Here is a 19,629-nt window from a genome sequence, read left to right as displayed (position 1 = left end):
CGTCAATAATCCTGGCGTGCGATTTCAAGGATCAGCACGTCCTTGACAGTCTCCTTCCCCAGCGCCTTTTGCGCCACATCGCGCAGGGCACTGCGCAGAACCGCAAGGTTGTTTCCATCGGTGAACGCGCCGTTGAACCCGCCAATGTTGGCGTGATCGAACAGAACCTGTAGAAAGACATCCCGCAACTTGGGTTCGCGGCGAAAGACCGCATCCTTGTTCCCCTCCGGCACCTCCACGCTCAACGACATGACGACCAGCGCGGCGACCTGCTTGTCCTGGACCACGGGCACGACGAACTGGTTGTTCAGCTTGACGTATTCCATCTCCGCCGCCGGTGCGTCGGGATCAGGCTGTGGATCTTCTGCATGGTCCTCTTCGGTCGTCTCCGCAATTGTTTCGGTCGGTGGCTCGGGGGGCGGGCGCAGGAAAATACCGGCCCCGACCCCTGCGCCGGACCCGATTAGCAACAGGACGACGGGAATGATCTTGCTCAACATGACGGCTCCTCAGAATGGCAGAACGGCGTCCAGCACCTGCTGGCCCACCCGCGGCTGCTGGACATCCGTAATCTGGCCCCGTCCGCCGTAAGATACGCGGGCCGATGCGATTTTGTCGTATGTCACTTCATTCTGACGCGAGATATCCGCAGGCCGGACGTAGCCCGTCACCATCAGTTCTCGCAGCTCAAAATTCACCCGAAGTTCCTGTGAGCCTGCAATCGACAATACTCCGTTGGGCAACACGTCGACAACCGTCGCCGCCACACGCAGGGTCAGCTTTTCCTTGCGCTTGACCGATCCGTCGCCGGAAGACGTGCTGTTCGAATTGATGCCCACCAGCTCGGACGAAGAAGCACCTTCGGGCAGCTTCTGGTCCAACCGCTGCGGCAAGCCAAATAAGCCCGGAATGCCCAGCGCCTCGGACCCAGACCGGGACCGGTCCGTGGCGTTCGATATCTCGGCCTTTTCGTCGATTTCGATCACGACGGTGAGAATGTCACCGCGCTGGACCGCGCGCCTGTCACCGAGAAGCGACGCCCGCGTTCCCGACCATAGCGACGACGCATCGACCGGACGGTCCTCTACCAAACGGATGGGCAGCCCCGGCGAGATCATCGCCGCATGTTCAGCCGACTCCATCGGTTCGGTAAAGGAGGGTGCCTTGCCGATATGATCGCTACGCCCACAGGCCGCAGCAGCGGTCAGGGCAATCAGACTCAATACAAGTCTATTCATCTTGGTTTCCTTATTGCTTGACCTGAATGGTGCCGTCTGGACGGACTTGCCCGAAGAGTGTCGCGCGCGACGAAAGGTTCATGATGCGCACCCGGTCGCCCACGGCGCCACGTTCCAGGGCACGCCCCTCGGTGCTGATCAGCAGGCCGTTGCTGGAGAAATTGATGACGACCAGTTGATTGCGCGTCACGATGGCGGGTGGCCCGATATCGTCAACACGGATTGGCCGACCCGGATACAGGGCGACGCGGGCCTCCTGCCCGACCACATCGGCAATCCGTGTGTAGCCGTTCGGCAGCTCTGCCGCAGACAGGGTGACATCCGTATCGACAATGACCGATTGCGCCCGGATCGTCCGGGTCGGCACGACGGTATCCGCCGGGGCCGGCATCGCGAACAAGATACACAAAGGGAGAAAGCGGATCATCAGCGCACCTGCGTTGCCGCGCCCATCATCTGGTCGGCGGCCGAGATCACCTTGGCATTCATTTCATAGCCGCGCTGCGCCTCGATCAGTTCGGTGACTTCGCGTACCGCATCGACGGAACTGTCCTCCAGATAGCCTTGTCGCAGACTGCCCAAGCCGTCCTGTCCGGCGGTAGAGACGATGGCGGGACCCGAAGCCTCGGTTGCGGCAAAGAGGTTGCCGCCGAGGGATTCCAAGCCTTTCGGATTGGAGAACCCGGACAAGCTGAACTGACCCAGCAGCTGGCCCTCCGCATTATCCGCGAAATAGGCATAAACCTCCCCTTCGCCGTTGATCGACAGCTGGCGGGCGTCGGCGGGGATCACGATCTCGGGCGCTACCGGATAGCCGTCGGAGGTGACAATCAGCCCCTCACCGGTACGCTTCAGCCCGCCGTCACGGGTGTAGGCCGCTTGACCCGAGGGCAGCGTGACTTCGAGGAAGCCCTTGCCGTCGATGGCGATATCCAGATCTCCGCCCGTCGCCGACAGGGACCCCTGCGCGAGGTAGACGGACACGGCGGCGGGACGGACCCCCAGGCCCAGCTGCACGCCAGTCGGCAGCACGGTCCCATCAGAGGCATTCACGGCCCCGGCACGGGCCACCTGCTGATAGTGCAGATCCGCAAACTCCGCCCGGCGCGCGTTGTACCCCGTGGTCGACATGTTCGCGAGATTGTTCGAAATTGTCTCGACCCGCATCTGCTGAGCCGACATGCCAGTCGCGGCGATTTTCAGGGCGCGCATCGGCGATCTCCTTCTTTTTCATGTCATCAGGGACTTGAGGGCGGCACGCACGCGCTCATCCTCGGCGTCCAGAAAGCTCTGTCCCAGTTCGTAGGCACGCTGCACCTGGATCATCCGGGAAAGCTGGTTGATCGCGCTGACGTTCGAGTTCTCGACGAAACCCTGCAGCACCCGCGCATCGGGGCTGGGTTCGAATCCTGCGTCGGCGCGAAACATCACACCATCCTCACGGATCAGGCCCCGCGGATCGACAGGACGGACAATGCCGACCTGGCCAAGCGGCGCGCCATCCGCGCTGAGCGTGCCATCGGCGGAAATGGCGATATCCACACCCGGCGGCACAAAGATCGGCGCACCCCCTGCGTCGAGCACGCGCAAACCGTCGCCGGTCACGAGATCCCCGTTGGCCGAAGGAGAGAATGCTCCGCCGCGGGTCAGTCGTTCGCCCTGCGGCGTTTCGATCAGAAAGAACCCGTCACCTTCAATCGCGATGTCAAAGGGGTTGCCGGTTTGCGTCAGCGCCCCCTGTACGAAAGAGGTGCTCGAGATGTTCCCTTGCCCCATGGAGTAAGACGCGCCGTTTTCCACGGGTCTGACGTATTCCGAAAAAATCAGCCCCTCGGCGCGATAGCCGGTCGTCGCCGCATTGGCGATGTTGTTTGCGACAATCTGCATTTCCCGCATCAAGCCCGACTGCCGGGTCAACGTGGTATAGGACGTATTTTCCATATTAGCCTCCGATGATCAGCGGGATGATGCGGTCGTGAAAGAAGGACACCAGCGTTTGGGTCATGAACCCCATCGACACCCAGAACACCGCCGCGATGGCGGCAAGTTTTGGGACGAAGGTCAGCGTCATTTCCTGTATTGATGTCAGCGCCTGGACCAGACCGATGGCGACCCCGGCCAGCAATGCAACTGTCAGGATCGGAACGGAGATGATCAGCGCCACCCAGATGCCTTGCCGCAGGGTGTCGAAGAAGACGACCTCATTAAGCATCAGACGGGCATCCGCAGGATTTCCTGGTAGGCTTCGACAACCTTGTTGCGGACGGTCACGGCGGTTTCGACCACCAGTTCGGTCTGGGCCAGTGCCGTGACAAGCGCGTGTGGGTCGGCGGTGCCCACCATAGAGGCCTTCGCGGTCTCTTCGGCCTGGGCCAGCGTGCTGGCAAAATCCTGAAACGCTCCGCGCACCGCACCACTGGTTGCCGCGCCTTCACCGGGTTCCGTCGCCGGTCTCGCTTCGGCATACTTCTGGATGGCTGAAAGCCCTTTGATATCCATTCTGGATCTCCTTTTTCAAATGTTCGGAATGGTCTGGATCAGCGCCGCAGCAGGTCCATCAAACCCGATGACATCTTTCTCGTCTGTTCGAACATCTTGAGGTTTGCCTCGTAGCTGCGCTGCGCCTCCCGCGCATCGGCAAGTTCGATCAGCAGGTCGACATTGCTGCCTTCGTAATGACCGGTCTCATCCGCGAGCGGATGGCTTGGGTCGTGAATAAGTTCAAGCTCCCCGCGGTCCAGACGGACCCGGCCTGGCGTGACCTGTCCAACGCTGTCGCCAGAGCCTCGGGCCGCTTCAAACGATATCGTCTTGCGCCGATAACCGGGCGTATCCGCATTCGAGATGTTTTCGGAAAGGTGGCGCAGCCGGGTTGCCTGCGCCCGCAGCCCGCTGGAGGAGACGCCAAGCGCCTGGGAAAAATCGCTCATCCTGTCACCCTCATGTGCGGATCGCGCTGCGCAAAATGCCCAGCGACGATTTGTAGATGGCCAGCGCCCGGTCATGCGACCGTTTCGCTTCGACCGATTTCAGCATTTCGGTTTCAAGCGATACCTGGTTCCCATTGGGCGAGTCCTGCCCGCCGGCCTCGACCGGGATAAGGGCGGCCTGCCCTTCGCGCGCACCATTCATGTGACCTGCACGTGTCGCTTTCTGTGCCGCTGACGCGCCGCGCTGGGTATAGAGGGTATCAAAAGCCGGCAGATCGCGCGCCCGGTAGCCGGGCGTATCCGCGTTTGCGACGTTCTGCGCGATAACCGCCTGCTTTTGTCCGCCGTACCTGGCCAGTGCAGCGGACATTCTGAATATTTCCAGATTCTCGAACATCGGGGCTTCTCCCTCGTTGCATTTCAATCAAGGCTTAACTCCGATTCCTTTAGAAACGGTGATCATCTTCGGCGGGGATCACATGGAAATTTCGGCACAATTCGATGGATTGAGGGCTTTGATCGACCGGCTCGCGCCGGTGCGTTCGGTCGGGCGGGTCTGCCGGGTCGAGGGTGGCGTTGCCCATGTCGCCGGTCTGGCGCAGATCGCACGGATCGGGGAAATCGTCGCCATCCAGCGCGATGGTGCCGAACCGCTGCTGGCCGAAGTCGTCCAGTTGCGGGGCGACGTTCTGGTCACCCTGCCAGAGGACTCTCTGGATGGCATCGCGCTCAATGACCGTGCCGTATTGCTGCCTGCCCCGACCTTGGCTCCCTCCGATGCCTGGATCGGGCGGGTCATCGACCCTTCCGGGCGCCCCTTGGATGGTCGCCCCCTGCTTCCGGGGGCGCGCACTCTCAACCTGCGCAACGCACCACCCCCTGCCGCCAAACGGCGGCCGATGGGAGAAAGGGTGGCAACCAGCATGGCAGTCACCAACACGCTGCTTCCTATTGTCGAAGGCCAGCGGGTCGGTCTGTTTGCGGGATCCGGTGTAGGCAAAAGCAGCCTTTTGGGTCATCTGGCACGGCATATGGAGGCCGATGTGGTCGTCATCGGGCTGGTGGGTGAACGGGGGCGCGAATTGCGCCATTTCATCGAAGAAGTGCTTGGCGAAGCTGGGTTGCAACGGTCCGTCATCGTCACCGCGACATCCGACCAGTCCCCGCTGCAACGCCGCCGCTGCGCCTGGAGCGCGATGGCCGTGGCCGAACATTTTCGAGATCAGGGAAAATCGGTGCTGTTGCTCATGGATTCCATCACCCGGTTTGCCGAAGCACATCGTGAAGTCGCGGTCGCCGCAGGCGAGGCACCTGTTCTGCGCGGCTATCCCCCCTCCACATCGCATCTCATCATGTCCCTGTGCGAACGCGCCGGACCGGGGGCAGAGGGCCAGGGAGACATCACAGCCATATTCAGCGTTCTGGTGGCTGGGTCAGACATGGATGAACCGGTCGCAGATATCTTGCGCGGTGTTCTAGACGGACATATCGTGATGGACCGCGCCATTGCCGAGCGCGGGCGGTATCCCGCCATCGACGTGTTGAAGTCCGTTTCCCGCAGCCTTCCAATGGCTGCCAGCGAATCTGAGAACGCTCTGTTGTTGCAGACCCGCAAGATGCTGGGCCTGTACGACCAGAACGCGATGATGATTCGGGCCGGGCTGTACGTGCAGGGCTCCGATGCCGAGGTTGATCAGGCGGTCGCTCTGTGGTCCGAACTCGACGCCTTTCTGGCCAAACCGGAAACGGGTGGATGCGCCAACAGCTTCCGGCAGCTGGAACTGATCTTTCGCCGTGCCAAGGCTGCGCAACGCAAACCCCGGTAAGGCCTGTGATGGACCGGGCGCGGCTTAGCCCTGCAACAGTGTCAGCGCGATTGACGTCCCGGACATCCCGGCCGAGAAACTGCGGATCTGGTCGCGCACCACAAACTTTGTGATCAGGTCATCGCGCGCCTCGGGTGCCGTAAAGAGGCTCAGATCATCGCTGCCCAGGACCGACTTCGCCGCATCCTTGAACACTTGCAATTGCTGGTCGATGTCGATCTGACCCAGTGCCGCGGGCAGGTTGAAGGCGGTTTCAAACAACTGCCGCATGGGCGGGTCCCCCATCACGGTGAACCATTTCGCATCGTTCGACATGTCCCCCCCGGCAAGCTCCGCCAGTTCGCGCTGCGCATAGAGCGCCACGCGCATGCTGGCGTCCTGCTCACCCGCCGCAACCTCAAAGCTGTTGGTCAGGTGGCGGGTGATAATCGCCTCTGCAAAATCGACCTCACCGGTTTTCAGATACTCTCCAGGCCCAAATCCAAATGCCTCGGACAGCTCGCGGTACCGTGGGTCCGAAAAACGGTTGGCGAGGGCGTCTTCGTTCGTGACACCTTCCTCCAGGACCTTTCGGATGAAATACCGGTTGTCGACATCATCCTGCAGCCCGAATGCGCTGAGCGCGACCGTCATCAGGCGCCGGTCCGAAGTAAGGTCTTCGGCCGTGCGTACCTGCCCGATGTTTTCCCGAAAATACTCGGCGTCCCGCTGCAGCGTGGCCCCCTTGGAAAAGGTGTCGAACTGCGTGTCGTAGGTCCGTTGCAGGAACCGCCAGCCAGCAAGGCCGGAAATGGGGACGACGGGCTGGAACATCAGTGCGGCCTAATCGACAGGAGCCTGTCTTCACGGGCCAGCAACCCGCGCAGACATTTCAGCGCACGATAATGCTGATCCGTGATCAGCGCGGCGCCCGCTTCGGCCAGCAGAGCCCGGCTATCGGCGTCCTTGAACACCTGGCTCAACTCCTCGATCTGACGCAGCAGGCCATGATGTGCATCGGCAGGCGCGATGTCGCCGGAAAGGACCAGTTGCACGGCGAAACAGGCACGCCTGACCGGAGTCTTCGCGTCTTCAGGGTGAATTGCATCGCGCAGACGCAGAATGTTCGCACCGGGCGTCATGATCGAAAGACGGCTGCGGCGGTCCCCGTTCTCGATGACCGCGCCGTTGATCAATACGCGCTCCTTGGGGCTCAGTTTCAGGACAAGTCCGCTCAATTCGGGGCACTCCTTTGTTTCAGGCCGCGCAGAATGGCGGTGTTGACCTCCAGCAATGGGTGCGCGGTATCCTCACGGGAAATCACCTTGCTCGTGTGGTGATTTGTGAACTCGGCCAAGTAGAAGATCCGTGCACGCAGGTCGCCGGGCAGCAGATTTTCGGGGTTGGCGACATCGGTCGCGAGGGTTCGCCAGAGCTTGCGGTTTTCATGCAAGACCTCCAATAGCCCTGGAAAATGCGCCGCCTCTATCGCCGCCTTCAAGCGCGCGGTGATACGTGCGATGACTTCGAATTCAATGCTGCGCTCTGACTTGGTCGGCGCGGTGGTTGGCGCATAGGCACGTCTTGCCTTGTCGGTTGCGTTCACGGCTTTTCCTTACCTGCTCAAGATCCGAATTTGTAGGTTAGCGGAGGCGCCGGATGGCGCCTCCGCCCGTGGTTTTACCGGAACAGAGACAGGATCGTCTGCGGTGCCTGGTTGGCGATGGACAATGCCTGAACACCCAGCTGTTGCTGGGTCTGCAGGGCTTGCAAGCGGGCCGAGGCCGCTTCCATGTCCGCATCCACCAGAGACCCGATGCCGGATTTGACGGCGTCATTGAGCTTTCCGACGAACTCGCTCTGATCGGAAATCCGCTTGGCGGACGCCCCCAGGGCCGCAGCACCGTCGATCGCAGTGGTCAGGAACGTCTCCAGCTCACCGAAAGCCGTTGCCGCCGAAGCGGCATCGGTGATCGCCGTCAGGTTGCTGACCGCGTCGATGTTCGCTTCGAAGTCGACAGTATCCACGCCGATGGTGGAAACGGTCGGAGACGCAGCGCCAACGCGGTCGAGCGACGAGACAACCGTCAGCGAGGTGCCGCCGTTCCCGTCGACGTCCGTGGCCAGCAGGTTCACGCCGTTGAACTGCGACGCGCCGATGATGGCCGAAATTCCCTCGGCTTTTTCGGTCATGTCGGCTTGGATCTTGGCGAAGTCCGCTGTTTCGGACTGACCTGCGATCGCGAGCTGCTTCATTTCCTTCAGCGTCTCGACGATCTGCTCAGCACCGGCGGATGCCACTGCGACGGTGGATTCACCCACCGCGAGTGAATCCTGAACGGCAGAAAAGCCCGCTACATCCGATTCCATCACCTTGGAGATGGCCCAGATGGCGGAATTGTCCTTGGCAGAACCGATATCTTTACCGGTTGAGATCGCATTCTGCGTCTGAGCAAGGTCCTTGTTGATGGACTTGAGGGTTTGCAGTGCAACCATTGCACCGTTGTTGGTTAGAATGCTCGACATAAGCATGTTCCTTCAGGCTGGGACGCTTTGCGCCCGTGGAGTCTCACCCCCCTTGGGGCAACTGATTGTGGCGTTCTGACCGATGCACTTTCCCTTGTGACAGGGGATGCGCCATCCGATTTCGGATGCAGCGCCTTCATGCAGCCTGCGCTGTTAATGTTCGCTGAATGCCACCACACAGACTTCCACTGATTTGAACTGATTTTGCCGCTTTCCCGATCGACTGCCTTTCATGCGCGCCGTTCAAGGTTTGGACCGTCCTGAATGTCTATCGTGCGCTTGCGACCGTCCGCGCCATAGGTCTCAAGCCCGTTCCTGACCTGTCGCAACGCCGCCATGCGTGCGGCAACCGCGCGTATCCCTTCTATTGCGCCATCCAGAAGAAGTTGGTTGCGCCTGACCTTGGTATCCAGATGCCGAAGCCCTTCGATCTCCGTCGGATCCATCGCGTTGATCGCCTCAATCAGGGTTTCCTTGGGTTCCAGCATCTCAGCCAGCTTGGCGAGATCACCGGCGAGAAGCGCCTCGCGCTCCGATTCCAACAGCTCGTCCAGGGCGTCGATCCGATCCACTTTCAAGCGATCCGTCATTTGTCTTTCTCCTTGAGAGACTGGTAAAGCGCCTCGCTCAGCCCGACGCCCCCGGCGCGGACCATCGCCGCCGCCTGCTCCTGCACGAGAAAGGAGGAAAACTGGTCCTCCCCCGCGCCGCCGCCGAAGTGATCGCGCGACTTGCCTACGCCAGCAGCCTTCAGCATCTCCGCGAGAAAAGCCGTCTCCAGCTGCTCGGCAGCTTTTCTTAGCTTTCCGTCGCCATGATCGGTCGGCGGTTTCGGTATGGGTGTAGATGTGATCTGCATGGGGGTTTCCTTAAATTGCACCGCATTTTTCCAAGGATGCGCAGGGACCGGTAAATAACGGGTAAGGATGTTGCGACATATAACCGCCGACGGAGAAGAACTCCCGGAGGTGCAAGTGAACATTTTCCAAAGCCCGCTCATGAAAGGCGAAACCACTTCACAGAGTAAGGGGGTCCCGCATGACATACCGAATGACAAGAGGAGTTACGCGGGTCCAGATTTCGGTCGGACCTATTCGCACGCCTCTGGCGGGGCAGCGTCACGGGCGGACTGGTCCGAGGGATCCGATCCGGCAGACCGCCGCCAGATCGCAAGCGCCGAAGAAAAATCGCCGCCTGATTCGCCGGAATTTTCGGAAAAGGAGGTGATCCTTGAGCCGCAGGAGACCGAAGTGCCTTTTGATGCCCTGCCGGCGCAGGCGCACTCTCCCGACCGGGCAAAGGCACCACGCGGTGATACCCACCAGCCATCAGATGCCATAGCAAGCGCCGGGTTCCGGTCCACTTGGAGGGTGGAGCACGATGTGTCTCGGCCCGAAAAAATGGTGCCGGTCAAGGTGATGCTGGAAGAGGAAACATCTCATCATCCGAACCCGGCCATGCGGGAAACCGATGTTTCGGGGCGGATGGCCAGAGCGGAATTGCCGCTGCAGGCGCGGGTCACCGGCACCGGTATTGAGCATGATAAAGGGATGGGTATTCGCTCTTTGCCGACGCAGGCTGGGACGGCAGCCCCCGAAACCGCTGATTGGCCCGCAGCAGCTGAAAGCCTGAATGGACATGGAAACCCGCTTCCTGTCGCGGGTCAGGCGACACCGGCCGCGCCGCGGCGGGAAACCCTCGTCGAAAGGACCATTTCCGGGCAAATGGCGTCAGGGTTTGATACGGTTTCCCCTTCCGCAGGGCCGATCTTGCATCATCTAAGGCACGCATCTCGAATAGAAATCGCGACATCCGATAGCTCTACGCAGCAAGATGCTGGTGCTCCGCCGCCGTCTCGCGTGCAGTCAGATCAGTCGGGTGCCCGCCTGCCACCCATGCCAACCGCAGTCCAAAGGCTCTCCGAGCCGATTGTGCCCGCGCGCGCGCCGACCCGTGGACCGGGGCAACCGATGGATCCATCGCCACGGACTTCCGTCGATTCGGCACCCCAAATATCAGCAGCGCCAGTTGCAGATTCCGTTCCGCCGGGACAGTCATCCCAGCACCCCGCTTTGAAAGATCTGTCCAGAATGGCTACTGCCCAGATTTCGTCGGGAGAAGCGAACAATAACGTCTCGGTATCGACGGCCGCAACACCGGACAAGATGCGCAGCATGATCAAGGCATCCGCAACAGGGCGAATACCATCCTTGGGGCCCAACCTTGGCCGGGCCAACGCCAACATCGGTCAGGGGGGCGACGATTTGAATTCACCCCCAATTGCGGAGTTGTCGGCCACCGCCCGCATCGAAACGGTTCAGGTACCGCAGGCGCCGCAACATACACTCCACCAGCGTCCCGATCTGCCGGTACATATCGCCCGCCAGCTTGCGGAAGCGATGCAAGGGAACTCTCTGCGGCCGGTCGACATCGCCCTCAATCCCGAAGAGCTTGGCCGCCTGCGGCTAACGATGTCGGTGTCGGACAGCGGCATGGTGATGCATGTGACGGCAGAACGACCGGATACGCTCGACCTGGTACGTCGGCATATTGCGGAGCTTTCCCAAGAGTTCAGAGACATCGGATATCCGGATGTCAGCTTCAGCTTTGCCGACGGTAACGCGCGTGACGAGGGGCGAGCGACACCGTTGGGCGCCACTGAACCGGACGGCGAGGGGACGCCGGACAACCCTGTCGAGATCACCCTTTCCGCCGCGCCGGACACCGGCGTCGACATCAGGCTTTGACCGGAGACACAACATGATCACACCCACTTCCACCACCTTCGCACACCCTGGCGGCAACACGGCTACGCCTGCCGCCTCGACCTCGGTCCTGTCCTCGGATTTCGAAACCTTCCTGAAAATGCTGACAGCCCAGGCGAGGTTTCAGGACCCGTTGGAGCCGCTGGATTCGTCGGAGTATGCCGCGCAGCTCGCACAATTCTCCATGGTGGAGCAGCAGGTGCTGTCCAACGATCTGCTGACCGCGCTTTCCGCACAACTGGGGTCGGGCAATATGGCCCAGTTGACCGGCTGGATCGGGATGGAGGCGCTCAGCACCGCACCCGCATATTTCGATGGCGCCCCCATAACGATCACCCCGAATCCTGCTGCTGCTTCCGAAGAGGTGTTTCTGGTCGTCTATGACGAAAACGGAACCGAGGTGCAGCGCAGCTCAATCCCGGTTTCTGCGGATCCCTTTCAATGGGCAGGTGTCGCGGACGACGGCACACCCTTTGCGAACGGGTTCTACAGCTTTGAAATCGAAAGCTGGGCGGGCGGCGAGGTCGTGTTGACCGACCCTGTGGAGACCTATGGCCGCGTCACCGAAGCTCGGATGCAGGGGGGTCAGACCGTCCTGGTTCTTGAAGGCGGCGCAGCCGTGCTGGCCAGCGACGTGACCGGATTGCGCGAGCCCGGCCTTGCGGCACCATTGTCCGGTTCCGCCGGCGCCGGGTCGTCGAACGGATCGGTCCCTACAGATCGGAGAGGCTGAAACCAATATAGGCAAAGGGCATGATCGCGCGGCGAAAGCCCCCCAGTTCAAACTTTTCAAGAGGGCGCTGGACGGCCTCGGGATACATGCGTTCCGGCGCCTTGTCCTGAACCAGATCGGCCAGAAGCGCGCCGGAATAGCTTGCCATCGCCACGCCATTGCCGTGATAGCACAGACTGGCGAAAATGCCGGGCTGATCCGGGACCTGACCGACGAATGGCATCCGGTCTCGGGCAATGCAGACCATCCCCGACCAGTTGTAGGGGGTTTCCACATCGCGCCAGGCAGGGAACATCCGGTTGAAATCGGCCCGCGCGCGTCGCATTGCACGCCGCTCTGACCCCTTGTTGGCCATCAAGCCGCCCCGCACACCAAAGAGCATCCGATTATCCGGCATGAGCCGGAAGTAATGCAGCAGGTGGCGCGAATCATAGGAAGCCTGGCCGCTGGTCCATCCCTGCGCGCCCAGCTCGCTCTGGGTAAGGGGGCGCGTCACGATAACGCTCGATTGCGTCGGCATATATCGTGACGCGAGCCATTCGGGCAGGTCTTCCGAGGAATAACCATTTGTCCCTACGATAACCCGCGCGGCGTCGACCCGCCCCGAGGGTGTAGCAAGCGCAAAGCCGGAACCAGTGCGGGTGATCGACGTCACGGGCGTCTCGTGATGGATGTGCGCCCCGGCTGCTTCAGCGGCAGCCGAAAGACCTGCTATGTACTTGCGCGGGTTCAGGCCGAAACCGATGGGCACTGTGATCGCCCCCTGGAACCCGGCGCTCATCCCTTCCGCCTCCAGATCCCCCGCCGGGGTCAGCCGCGCCTCAACCCCGTAACTGTCGGCATAATAGGCGACCTGATCCTGCATCGCCGCGAAATCCTTGGGGCGATGCGCCAACTGGGTCTCGCCGTCTGAATGCCGGTCGACGTCGATGTCGTATTTTGCCAGCAGCTCCTCCACATAACGGATCGAAGCAAGCTCCGTCTGTCGCCAGGCAACCCGCCCCTCCTTGCCAAATCGTTTCTCGAGTGCCGCGTTGTCCAACATGCCGCCGCCCAGGCAACAGAAACCGCCGTTTCGGCCGGACGCCCCCCACCCGACATAGCGCGCTTCCAGCACAATCACGTTGACCCCGGCCTCGGCCAATTGCAGGGCGGCGGAAATGCCGGTGAACCCACCGCCGATAATCGCCACATCGCAGCGGTGATCACCCTGCAGGCTGGGCCGGTCGGGGATGTCGCATGTCCTGTCCCACCAGCACCCCTTTCGTGGCGCGTCGGAATAGGCGAAATCGCCGTAGATACGCTTCATGCCGGCGCGCGTTCCGCTGCCCGCGTATCCGCTTCGGCCCTCAGAGCGTTCCGCTTGGTGACAAGCGACGCGACAATCACACCGACCGCAACGATGCCAATCATGATGGTCGACAGGGCGTTGATCTCGGGCGAGACCCCCAGACGAACAGCCGAGAAAATCTTGATCGGCAGAGTCGTGGCGGACGGACCGGCCGTGAAGGATGCGATCACAAGGTCATCGAGCGACAAGGTGAACGCGAGAAGCCAGCCTGAGATCACCGCGGGCGCGATGATCGGCAGGGTGACAAGGCGAAACGCCTCCCAGCCTGAACATCCAAGGTCGAGCGCCGCCTCCTCAAGAGAGCGGTCAAATGTGACCAGGCGCGACGACACCACGACCGAAACGTAGCACATCGAAAACGTCGTATGTGCCAGAACAATGGTCAGAACCCCCCGGTCCAGGCCGATGCCGATGAACAACAGCAGCAGCGACAGGCCGGTAATGACCTCTGGCATGACCAGCGGCGCATAGATCATGCCCGAGAACAGCGTCCGCCCCATGAACCGCCCACCACGGACCAGCACGTAGGCCGCCATCGTTCCCAGAAGGGTGGCCATTGTCGATGACAGCACGGCAACCTTGATCGTCACCCAGGCCGCGTCCAGGAATGCCTCGTTCTGTATCAGCTCCCCGTACCACCGGGTTGAAAACCCTGCCCAGACCGTCACCAGCTTGGACGCATTGAAGCTGTAGATCACCAGAATGATCATCGGCAGATACAAGAAGGCGAAACCGAATGTCAGCGAGGTGACATTGAACCATGACATCCGCTTCATTGCTCCGCCTCCGCCTGTTTCTGCTGGTTTCGCTGGAACAGAACGATGGGAATGATCAGGATCAACAGCAGCACCACCGCCACGGCACTGGCCACCGGCCAATCCCGGTTGTTGAAGAACTCTTCCCACAGAACCTTGCCGATCATCAGCGTGCCCGACCCGCCCAACAGCGAGGGGATGACGAATTCGCCCAGCGCAGGGATGAAGACAAGGAACGAACCCGCGATGATCCCGTTGCGTGACAGCGGCACCGTCACCAGCCAGAAGGCTTGCAAACGTGAACAACCCAGATCTTCCGCCGCCTCGTTCAGCGATTCGTCCAGCCGGTCAAGCGCCGCATAGATCGGCAGGATCATGAATGGCAGATAGGTATAGACGATGCCGATATACACGGCGGTATTCGTGTTCAGGATCTGCAGGGGTTCGCTGATGAGCCCCAGGGAAATCAAAAGCTGGTTCAACAACCCTTCGTTGCTGAGAATACCCATCCACGCATAGACCCGGATCAGGAAAGAGGTCCAGAACGGCAGAATCACCAACATCATCAATGTGGCGCGCCATTCGTCCGGCGCCTTGGCCATGCCATAGGCGATTGGATAGCCCACCAGCAGCGTCATCAGCGTCGACAGCAGCGCAATCCGAAGTGAGCTGAGGTAAGCTTTCCAGTACAGGTCATCTTCCGCAAGAAAGGTGAAATTCTCGAAATCGAAGGCTGCGAACATCTCGCCGATGCCATCCCGCATGGTCGGCGTATAGGGCGGAATCGCCAGCGCGAGATCCGACAGCGAGATCTTGAAGACGATGATGAACGGAACGAGAAAGAGCGCCAGCAGCCACGCATATGGAACGGCGATCAGGGCAAAGCGGCGCATCTCAATGCTCCAGCAGAACGCCGGCGGTGGCGCTCCACGAGACCCAGACCGGGTCTTCCCAGGTGATGTCACGCCGCGCGATACGGCGGGTGTTGGCCGTCTGCGCCTTGATCACCTGCCCGTCGGGCAGTCGCACGTGATAGGTGCTGAGGTTGCCCAGATAGGCGATGTCCAGCACCTTGCCCTCCAGCACGTTTGGGGCATCCTCGGGCTTCTCTTTGGAGATGCGGATCTTTTCGGGACGGATGGCCAGATGGGCCTGCTGCCCTTCGCTGAAGCGGGTCTTGCTCTCCGCTGTCAGGGGCGGCTGCCCGTCAATCCAGTCCAGCGCAAAGACGTTCTCGCCCGTCGGTCGCGCCTTTGCGCCGATTATGTTCACATCCCCGATGAAGTCGGCCACGTAAACCGAATTGGGGTATTCGTAGATGTTCGCGGGTGTAGCGACCTGAATCACCCGTCCCTCGTCCATCACCGCCACGCGGGAGGCCACAGTCATTGCCTCCTCCTGGTCGTGGGTCACGATGACAAAAGTGGTGCCGGTGCTTTCCTGAATGTCCATCAGTTCAAACTGGGTATCCTGGCGCAGCTTCTTGTCCAGAGCCCCAAGCGGTTCATCCAGCAACAGCAGCTTGGGGGCCTTGGCCAGCGACCGCGCGAGGGCGACACGCTGCCGTTGACCACCGGAAATCTGGTGTGGCTTGCGACGAGCGAATTTCCCAAGCCGGGTGAGCTTGAGCATCTCTTCCACCCGCGCGTTGATTTCTTCCTTGCTCTTTCGGTCGCGGCGCAGACCGAAGGCGATGTTGTCCCAGACAGACAGATGCGGAAACAACGCATAGGACTGGAACATCATGTTCACCGCACGCTTGTTCGGCGGCACGTGCCCGATATCCTTGCCCGACAGTTCGATCCGGCCCTCACTGATGGTTTCGAAACCCGCCAGCATGCGCATCATGGTGGTTTTGCCACAGCCCGACGGCCCAAGCAGAGCGAAGAATTCTTTCTCGAAGATATCCAGTGTCAGATCGTCGATGGCGACGAATTCGCCGAAGCGTTTGGTCACGTTCTGAAAGCGGATCAACGGCTTTTCATCGGGATCGTCCCAAGGGGCAAATACGGTCTGGGTCAATTCAATTCATCCTTGCGCGACGCGGGGTCATGAAAAAAGGCGGGGCCATCAGGCCCCGCCCCCGGGATCGGTCAGGTGCCCGATTTGATCTTGGTCCACATGCGGGTCACTGTCCTCTGTACTTTCGGACCGTAGGGCGAAGTGGTGTAGAGGTTCTCCAGCGTGGCCTCATTGGGATAGATCGCAGGATCCCCGATGACGTCGTCCTCCAGATACTCCTGGGATGCCTCATTGCCATTGGCGTAGTAGACATAGTTCGACGCTGCCGCCATGTTCTGCGCATCCAGGATGAAGTTGATGAATTGATGCGCCGCATCCGGGTTCGGCGCATCCACCGGGATCGCCATGTTATCGAACCACATCAGCGCCCCTTCCGACGGTGCGTTGTATTCGATCTCTACCCCGTTGTCGGCTTCAGCGGCGCGATCGCGGGCCTGCAGGATGTCACCCGACCAGCCGAACGCCACACAGATGTCGCCGTTGGCCAGCGCATTGATGTATTCCGAACTGTGGAATTTCTGGACGTAAGGCGCCACGCCCGCCAGCACCGGTTCAGCCTTTTCAATGGTCTCCGCGTCCTGTGCATCGGGATCTTCGCCGATATAGGCAAGCGCAGCCGGGATCATCTCGGCGGGCGCATCCAGGAAATGCACGCCACAGCTGGCAAGCTTTTCCATGTTCGCGGGATCAAAAATCAGGTCGAGCGACCCCATCGGGGCATCCTCGCCCAGAACTTCCTTGACCTTGTTGACGTTCACGCCGATGCCGGTCGTGCCCCACATGTAATTGACTGCATATTCGTTTTCGGGGTCGTACTTTTTCAGCCGGTCCTCGATCACGTCCCACAGGTTGTCCTTGTTCGGCAGCTTGGACATATCAAGCTTCTGGAACGCACCTGCCGTGATCTGCCGCTGCAGGAAGGTGCCCGAGGGGACAACCACGTCATAACCGGATCCGCCCGCCAGCATCTTGGTTTCGAGCACTTCGTTACTGTCGAACACGTCATAGACGAGGTCGATCCCGGTTTCCTCTTCGAACTTTTCAAGCAGGCTTTCGTCGATGTAGTCTGACCAGTTATAGACGCGGACTTCCTCGGCGACGGCACCCGTTGCCATGACTGCGGCAGCAGCAATGCTGCCAAGAATGCGATTCTTCATTCGGTTCTCCCATATGTTACCGGGTTTATCCCCGGCTTGCGGTAAATTTGATCAAGTTTTGCCTCTTTCGGCAAGTTCAGATATGGTTTCATTCACTGCATCCTAGTGCAAGGTGCTGGCGTTGGACAAAAAAAAGGCGCTGAAAATGAAAAATGAGGTGATAGCTGAGAGGACCCCGTCTGTGGGGGCCGAAACCGCCAAAATACCGGCACATCAGCAGGTCTACGAACAATTGCGTGTGATGATTCTGTTTGGTGATCTGGCCCCGGGGCAGGCCGTCACCATTCAGGGGCTGATCGAAACCCTGGGGGCCGGCATGACCCCCGTGCGGGAAGCTTTGCGCCGCCTGATCGCCGAAGGGGCATTAATTCACCAGGGAAACCGCCGCGTTTCCGTACCGGATCTGACTGCCGACTGCCTGGATGAACTGCACTTCATGCGGCGCACACTGGAACTGGAACTGACCCGTCGCGCGGCTTTGCGCATGACCCCCGATTGCCTGGACCGGCTCAGGGCCTGCGATGGCGATCTCAACACCGCGATCGCGCTCGGCGACATTGGCGGATACCTCACACACAACTACAAATTTCATTCTCAGGTCTACGCCGCCGCGGGCGCACCGATCATGACCGCCACGGTCGATCGCCTCTGGCTTCGGTTCGGCCCCTCCCTGCGGGTGGTCTGCGGACGATACGGCACATCCAGCCTGCCGGACAAGCACTCCGACCTGATCGCGGCTCTTACCGAAGGTAATGCCGACGCGGCGGCGGAAGCGATGGCGGAAGACGTCGATCAAGGTATGCAGCAGATCAGGGCGGCGCTGAACGAAGAGTGACAGATCCAGCGATTCGATTGACTTCGAAAAATTTGATCATATTCTGCCCGCAATCCTGAACCGTCTGTCCGAAAGGGTCATTTCATGTCGACCATTACCAATCATCTGCCCACTGCCGAACTCCAGGCCCTCGATGCGGCCCACCACATGCATCCCTTTACCACCAATGCAGAACTGGCGGAAAAAGGCGCGCGGGTGATCACACGCGCCAGCGGTATCTATCTGACGGACAGCGACGGAAATGAAATACTGGACGCGATGGCGGGCCTTTGGTGTGTGAACCTGGGCTATGGCCGGCCGGAGATGGGCCAGGTTGCCGCGCGCCAGATGAACGAACTGCCCTACTACAACACCTTCTTCCAGACCTCGCATGTGCCCGCGATTGCCCTGGCCAGCAAACTTGCCGAACTTGCGCCGGGCGACCTGAACCATGTCTTCTTCGCCGGGTCAGGATCCGAGGCGAACGACACCAACCTGCGTATGGTCCGAACCTACTGGGCGCAAAAGGGTCAGCCGGAAAAGAGCCACATCATCAGCCGCAAGAACGCCTACCACGGCTCCTCCGTCGGGTCGGGCAGTCTGGGTGGCATGACCTACATGCATGAGCAGGGCGGCATGCCCATTCCCGGTATTCACCATATCGGACAGCCCGATTGGTGGTCCGAGGGCGGAGACATGACACCCGAGGATTTCGGCCTCGCCCGTGCGCAGGAGCTTGAGGCGAAGATCAACGAGCTCGGCGCCGACAAGGTCGCGGCCTTCATCGCGGAGCCGGTCCAGGGCGCGGGCGGTGTCGTGGTGCCGCCCAGCACCTACTGGCCCGAGATTCAGCGCATCTGCAAGAAGCACGACGTGCTGCTGATCGCGGATGAAGTGATCTGCGGTTTTGGCCGGACCGGGAACTGGTTCGGCTCTCAAACCATGGAAATCACGCCCGATATCATGACCATCGCCAAGGGCCTCAGCTCCGGTTACGCGCCCATCGGCGGCTCCATCGTCTCCGACGAGATCGCCGCCGTCATCGGTGCCTGCGAATTCAATCACGGCTACACCTATTCGGGCCATCCCGTCTGCGCGGCCGTCGCGTTGGAAAACCTGCGGATCATGGAAGAGGAGAACCTGCTCGACCACATTCGCAACACCGCGATCCCTGCGCTTCACGCGGCGCTGAAGAACCTCGGGGAACATCCGCTTGTCGGGACGGTAAACGTATCTGGCATGATGGCCTCGCTGCCCTTGACGCCGCACAAGGAAAGCCGCGCAAAGTTCGCAAGCGAAGGTGGTGCTGTCGGCTACATCTGCCGCGAACACTGTTTTGCGAATAATCTGGTCATGCGTCACGTGGGCGACAGGATGATCATATCGCCGCCGCTGGTGATCACACCCGAAGAGATCGAAGTGTTCGAGGCCCGCGCCAAGCTCGCCCTCGACGCGACGTACAAAGACCTCAAGGAAAAGGACATGCTCAAATCCGCGTCCTGACGGTTGGCGGGAGGGTGGGTGGGGTGTCGC

25 protein-coding genes are annotated in these 19,629 nt (G+C 60.7%); 5 read left to right on the top strand and 20 right to left on the bottom strand.

Translation table 11 applies throughout. The features are described from left to right. Positions 1–2 precede the first annotated feature (2 nt). Genes FIU94_RS05905 through FIU94_RS05865 form a run of 9 tightly spaced genes read right to left on the bottom strand, consistent with a single transcriptional unit; the run spans position 3 to position 4,565 of the window. Entirely contained in the window at positions 3–500 is a 498-nt protein-coding gene (locus tag FIU94_RS05905; RefSeq protein ID WP_172975856.1) for a flagellar basal body-associated FliL family protein, read from the bottom strand. A gap of 9 nt (positions 501–509) precedes the next feature. Further along, positions 510–1,238, bottom strand: a complete 729-nt coding sequence (flgH, locus tag FIU94_RS05900; protein WP_152464897.1) for a flagellar basal body L-ring protein FlgH — start codon at positions 1,236–1,238, stop codon at positions 510–512. A 10-nt stretch (positions 1,239–1,248) separates the two neighbouring features. Then, a complete protein-coding gene (gene flgA, locus FIU94_RS05895) occupies positions 1,249–1,665 on the bottom strand; it encodes a flagellar basal body P-ring formation chaperone FlgA (protein ID WP_152464896.1) in 417 nt (138 codons plus the stop codon). Continuing rightward, positions 1,665–2,450, bottom strand: coding sequence for a flagellar basal-body rod protein FlgG (gene flgG / locus FIU94_RS05890; RefSeq protein ID WP_152464895.1), 786 nt, complete (start codon positions 2,448–2,450; stop codon positions 1,665–1,667). The genes flgA and flgG overlap by 1 nt, the downstream gene beginning before the upstream one ends. Positions 2,451–2,468: 18 nt before the next feature. Continuing rightward, positions 2,469–3,179, bottom strand: coding sequence for a flagellar hook-basal body complex protein (locus FIU94_RS05885; RefSeq protein ID WP_152464894.1), 711 nt, complete (start codon positions 3,177–3,179; stop codon positions 2,469–2,471). Between the two features lies 1 nt (position 3,180). Further along, complete coding sequence (locus FIU94_RS05880; RefSeq protein WP_152464893.1) at positions 3,181–3,450, bottom strand: flagellar biosynthetic protein FliQ; 270 nt, start codon at positions 3,448–3,450, stop codon at positions 3,181–3,183. Next, a complete protein-coding gene (gene fliE, locus FIU94_RS05875; protein ID WP_152464892.1) occupies positions 3,450–3,737 on the bottom strand; it encodes a flagellar hook-basal body complex protein FliE in 288 nt (95 codons plus the stop codon). The genes FIU94_RS05880 and fliE overlap by 1 nt, the downstream gene beginning before the upstream one ends. 38 nt (positions 3,738–3,775) lie before the next feature. Then, positions 3,776–4,168 (bottom strand): flagellar basal body rod protein FlgC, encoded by a 393-nt coding sequence (flgC, locus tag FIU94_RS05870; protein ID WP_152464891.1) that lies wholly within the window; start codon positions 4,166–4,168, stop codon positions 3,776–3,778. A gap of 10 nt (positions 4,169–4,178) precedes the next feature. Then, on the bottom strand, positions 4,179–4,565 hold the full coding sequence (locus FIU94_RS05865) for a FlgB family protein (RefSeq protein ID WP_152464890.1): 387 nt from the start codon (positions 4,563–4,565) through the stop codon (positions 4,179–4,181). An 82-nt stretch (positions 4,566–4,647) separates the two neighbouring features. Between FIU94_RS05865 and FIU94_RS05860 the strand changes: the two genes are divergently transcribed. Further along, positions 4,648–5,994, top strand: coding sequence for a FliI/YscN family ATPase (locus FIU94_RS05860; RefSeq protein ID WP_152466960.1), 1,347 nt, complete (start codon positions 4,648–4,650; stop codon positions 5,992–5,994). 24 nt (positions 5,995–6,018) lie between these two features. Here FIU94_RS05860 and FIU94_RS05855 read toward each other — a convergent pair whose 3' ends face one another. From FIU94_RS05855 to FIU94_RS05830, 6 genes are all read right to left on the bottom strand, one after another. Beyond that, on the bottom strand, positions 6,019–6,807 hold the full coding sequence (locus FIU94_RS05855) for a DUF1217 domain-containing protein (protein WP_152464889.1): 789 nt from the start codon (positions 6,805–6,807) through the stop codon (positions 6,019–6,021). Further along, positions 6,807–7,211, bottom strand: a complete 405-nt coding sequence (flbT, locus tag FIU94_RS05850; RefSeq protein ID WP_152464888.1) for a flagellar biosynthesis repressor FlbT — start codon at positions 7,209–7,211, stop codon at positions 6,807–6,809. The genes FIU94_RS05855 and flbT overlap by 1 nt, the downstream gene beginning before the upstream one ends. Next, entirely contained in the window at positions 7,208–7,579 is a 372-nt protein-coding gene (gene flaF / locus FIU94_RS05845; RefSeq protein WP_152464887.1) for a flagellar biosynthesis regulator FlaF, read from the bottom strand. Before flaF ends, flbT begins: the two co-directional genes overlap by 4 nt. A gap of 74 nt (positions 7,580–7,653) precedes the next feature. Further along, positions 7,654–8,499, bottom strand: a complete 846-nt coding sequence (locus FIU94_RS05840) for a flagellin (RefSeq protein ID WP_152464886.1) — start codon at positions 8,497–8,499, stop codon at positions 7,654–7,656. Positions 8,500–8,729: 230 nt separating this feature from the next. After that, the gene (locus tag FIU94_RS05835) at positions 8,730–9,089 is read right to left on the bottom strand and encodes a flagellar biosynthesis protein FlgN (protein WP_152464885.1); all 360 of its coding nucleotides are present in this window, start codon (positions 9,087–9,089) and stop codon (positions 8,730–8,732) included. Next, on the bottom strand, positions 9,086–9,358 hold the full coding sequence (locus FIU94_RS05830; protein ID WP_152464884.1) for a rod-binding protein: 273 nt from the start codon (positions 9,356–9,358) through the stop codon (positions 9,086–9,088). The genes FIU94_RS05835 and FIU94_RS05830 overlap by 4 nt, the downstream gene beginning before the upstream one ends. Positions 9,359–9,425: 67 nt before the next feature. Here FIU94_RS05830 and FIU94_RS05825 point away from each other — a divergent pair, with 67 nt between their 5' ends. Then, positions 9,426–11,246 carry a flagellar hook-length control protein FliK gene (locus FIU94_RS05825; protein ID WP_152464883.1) on the top strand — a complete coding sequence of 607 codons (1,821 nt, stop codon included), beginning with the start codon at positions 9,426–9,428 and terminating at the stop codon, positions 11,244–11,246. 13 nt (positions 11,247–11,259) lie between these two features. Then, positions 11,260–11,997 (top strand): flagellar hook capping FlgD N-terminal domain-containing protein, encoded by a 738-nt coding sequence (locus tag FIU94_RS05820; RefSeq protein WP_152464882.1) that lies wholly within the window; start codon positions 11,260–11,262, stop codon positions 11,995–11,997. On the opposite strand, the gene FIU94_RS05815 is transcribed toward FIU94_RS05820, so the two are convergent. From FIU94_RS05815 to FIU94_RS05795, 5 genes are all read right to left on the bottom strand, one after another. Then, complete coding sequence (locus tag FIU94_RS05815) at positions 11,978–13,306, bottom strand: FAD-binding oxidoreductase (protein WP_152464881.1); 1,329 nt, start codon at positions 13,304–13,306, stop codon at positions 11,978–11,980. The genes FIU94_RS05820 and FIU94_RS05815 overlap by 20 nt on opposite strands. Continuing rightward, positions 13,303–14,124 (bottom strand): ABC transporter permease, encoded by an 822-nt coding sequence (locus FIU94_RS05810; RefSeq protein ID WP_152464880.1) that lies wholly within the window; start codon positions 14,122–14,124, stop codon positions 13,303–13,305. The genes FIU94_RS05815 and FIU94_RS05810 overlap by 4 nt, the downstream gene beginning before the upstream one ends. Next, the gene (locus FIU94_RS05805; protein ID WP_152464879.1) at positions 14,121–14,996 is read right to left on the bottom strand and encodes an ABC transporter permease subunit; all 876 of its coding nucleotides are present in this window, start codon (positions 14,994–14,996) and stop codon (positions 14,121–14,123) included. Before FIU94_RS05805 ends, FIU94_RS05810 begins: the two co-directional genes overlap by 4 nt. 1 nt (position 14,997) lies before the next feature. Beyond that, positions 14,998–16,125 (bottom strand): ABC transporter ATP-binding protein, encoded by a 1,128-nt coding sequence (locus FIU94_RS05800; protein WP_152464878.1) that lies wholly within the window; start codon positions 16,123–16,125, stop codon positions 14,998–15,000. Between the two features lie 71 nt (positions 16,126–16,196). Next, positions 16,197–17,282, bottom strand: a complete 1,086-nt coding sequence (locus FIU94_RS05795; protein WP_152464877.1) for a polyamine ABC transporter substrate-binding protein — start codon at positions 17,280–17,282, stop codon at positions 16,197–16,199. Positions 17,283–17,427: 145 nt separating this feature from the next. On the opposite strand from FIU94_RS05795, the gene FIU94_RS05790 reads away from it, so the two are divergent. Together FIU94_RS05790 and FIU94_RS05785 are read left to right on the top strand one after the other, a co-directional pair. Beyond that, the gene (locus tag FIU94_RS05790; RefSeq protein ID WP_152466959.1) at positions 17,428–18,117 is read left to right on the top strand and encodes a GntR family transcriptional regulator; all 690 of its coding nucleotides are present in this window, start codon (positions 17,428–17,430) and stop codon (positions 18,115–18,117) included. Positions 18,118–18,201: 84 nt separating this feature from the next. Continuing rightward, positions 18,202–19,599, top strand: coding sequence for an aspartate aminotransferase family protein (locus tag FIU94_RS05785; protein ID WP_152464876.1), 1,398 nt, complete (start codon positions 18,202–18,204; stop codon positions 19,597–19,599). Positions 19,600–19,629 lie beyond the last annotated feature (30 nt).

The sequence above is a fragment of the Sulfitobacter sp. THAF37 genome, from assembly GCF_009363555.1.
Lineage (GTDB): Bacteria > Pseudomonadota > Alphaproteobacteria > Rhodobacterales > Rhodobacteraceae > Sulfitobacter.
This window is presented reverse-complemented; position numbering and strand designations above follow the sequence as displayed.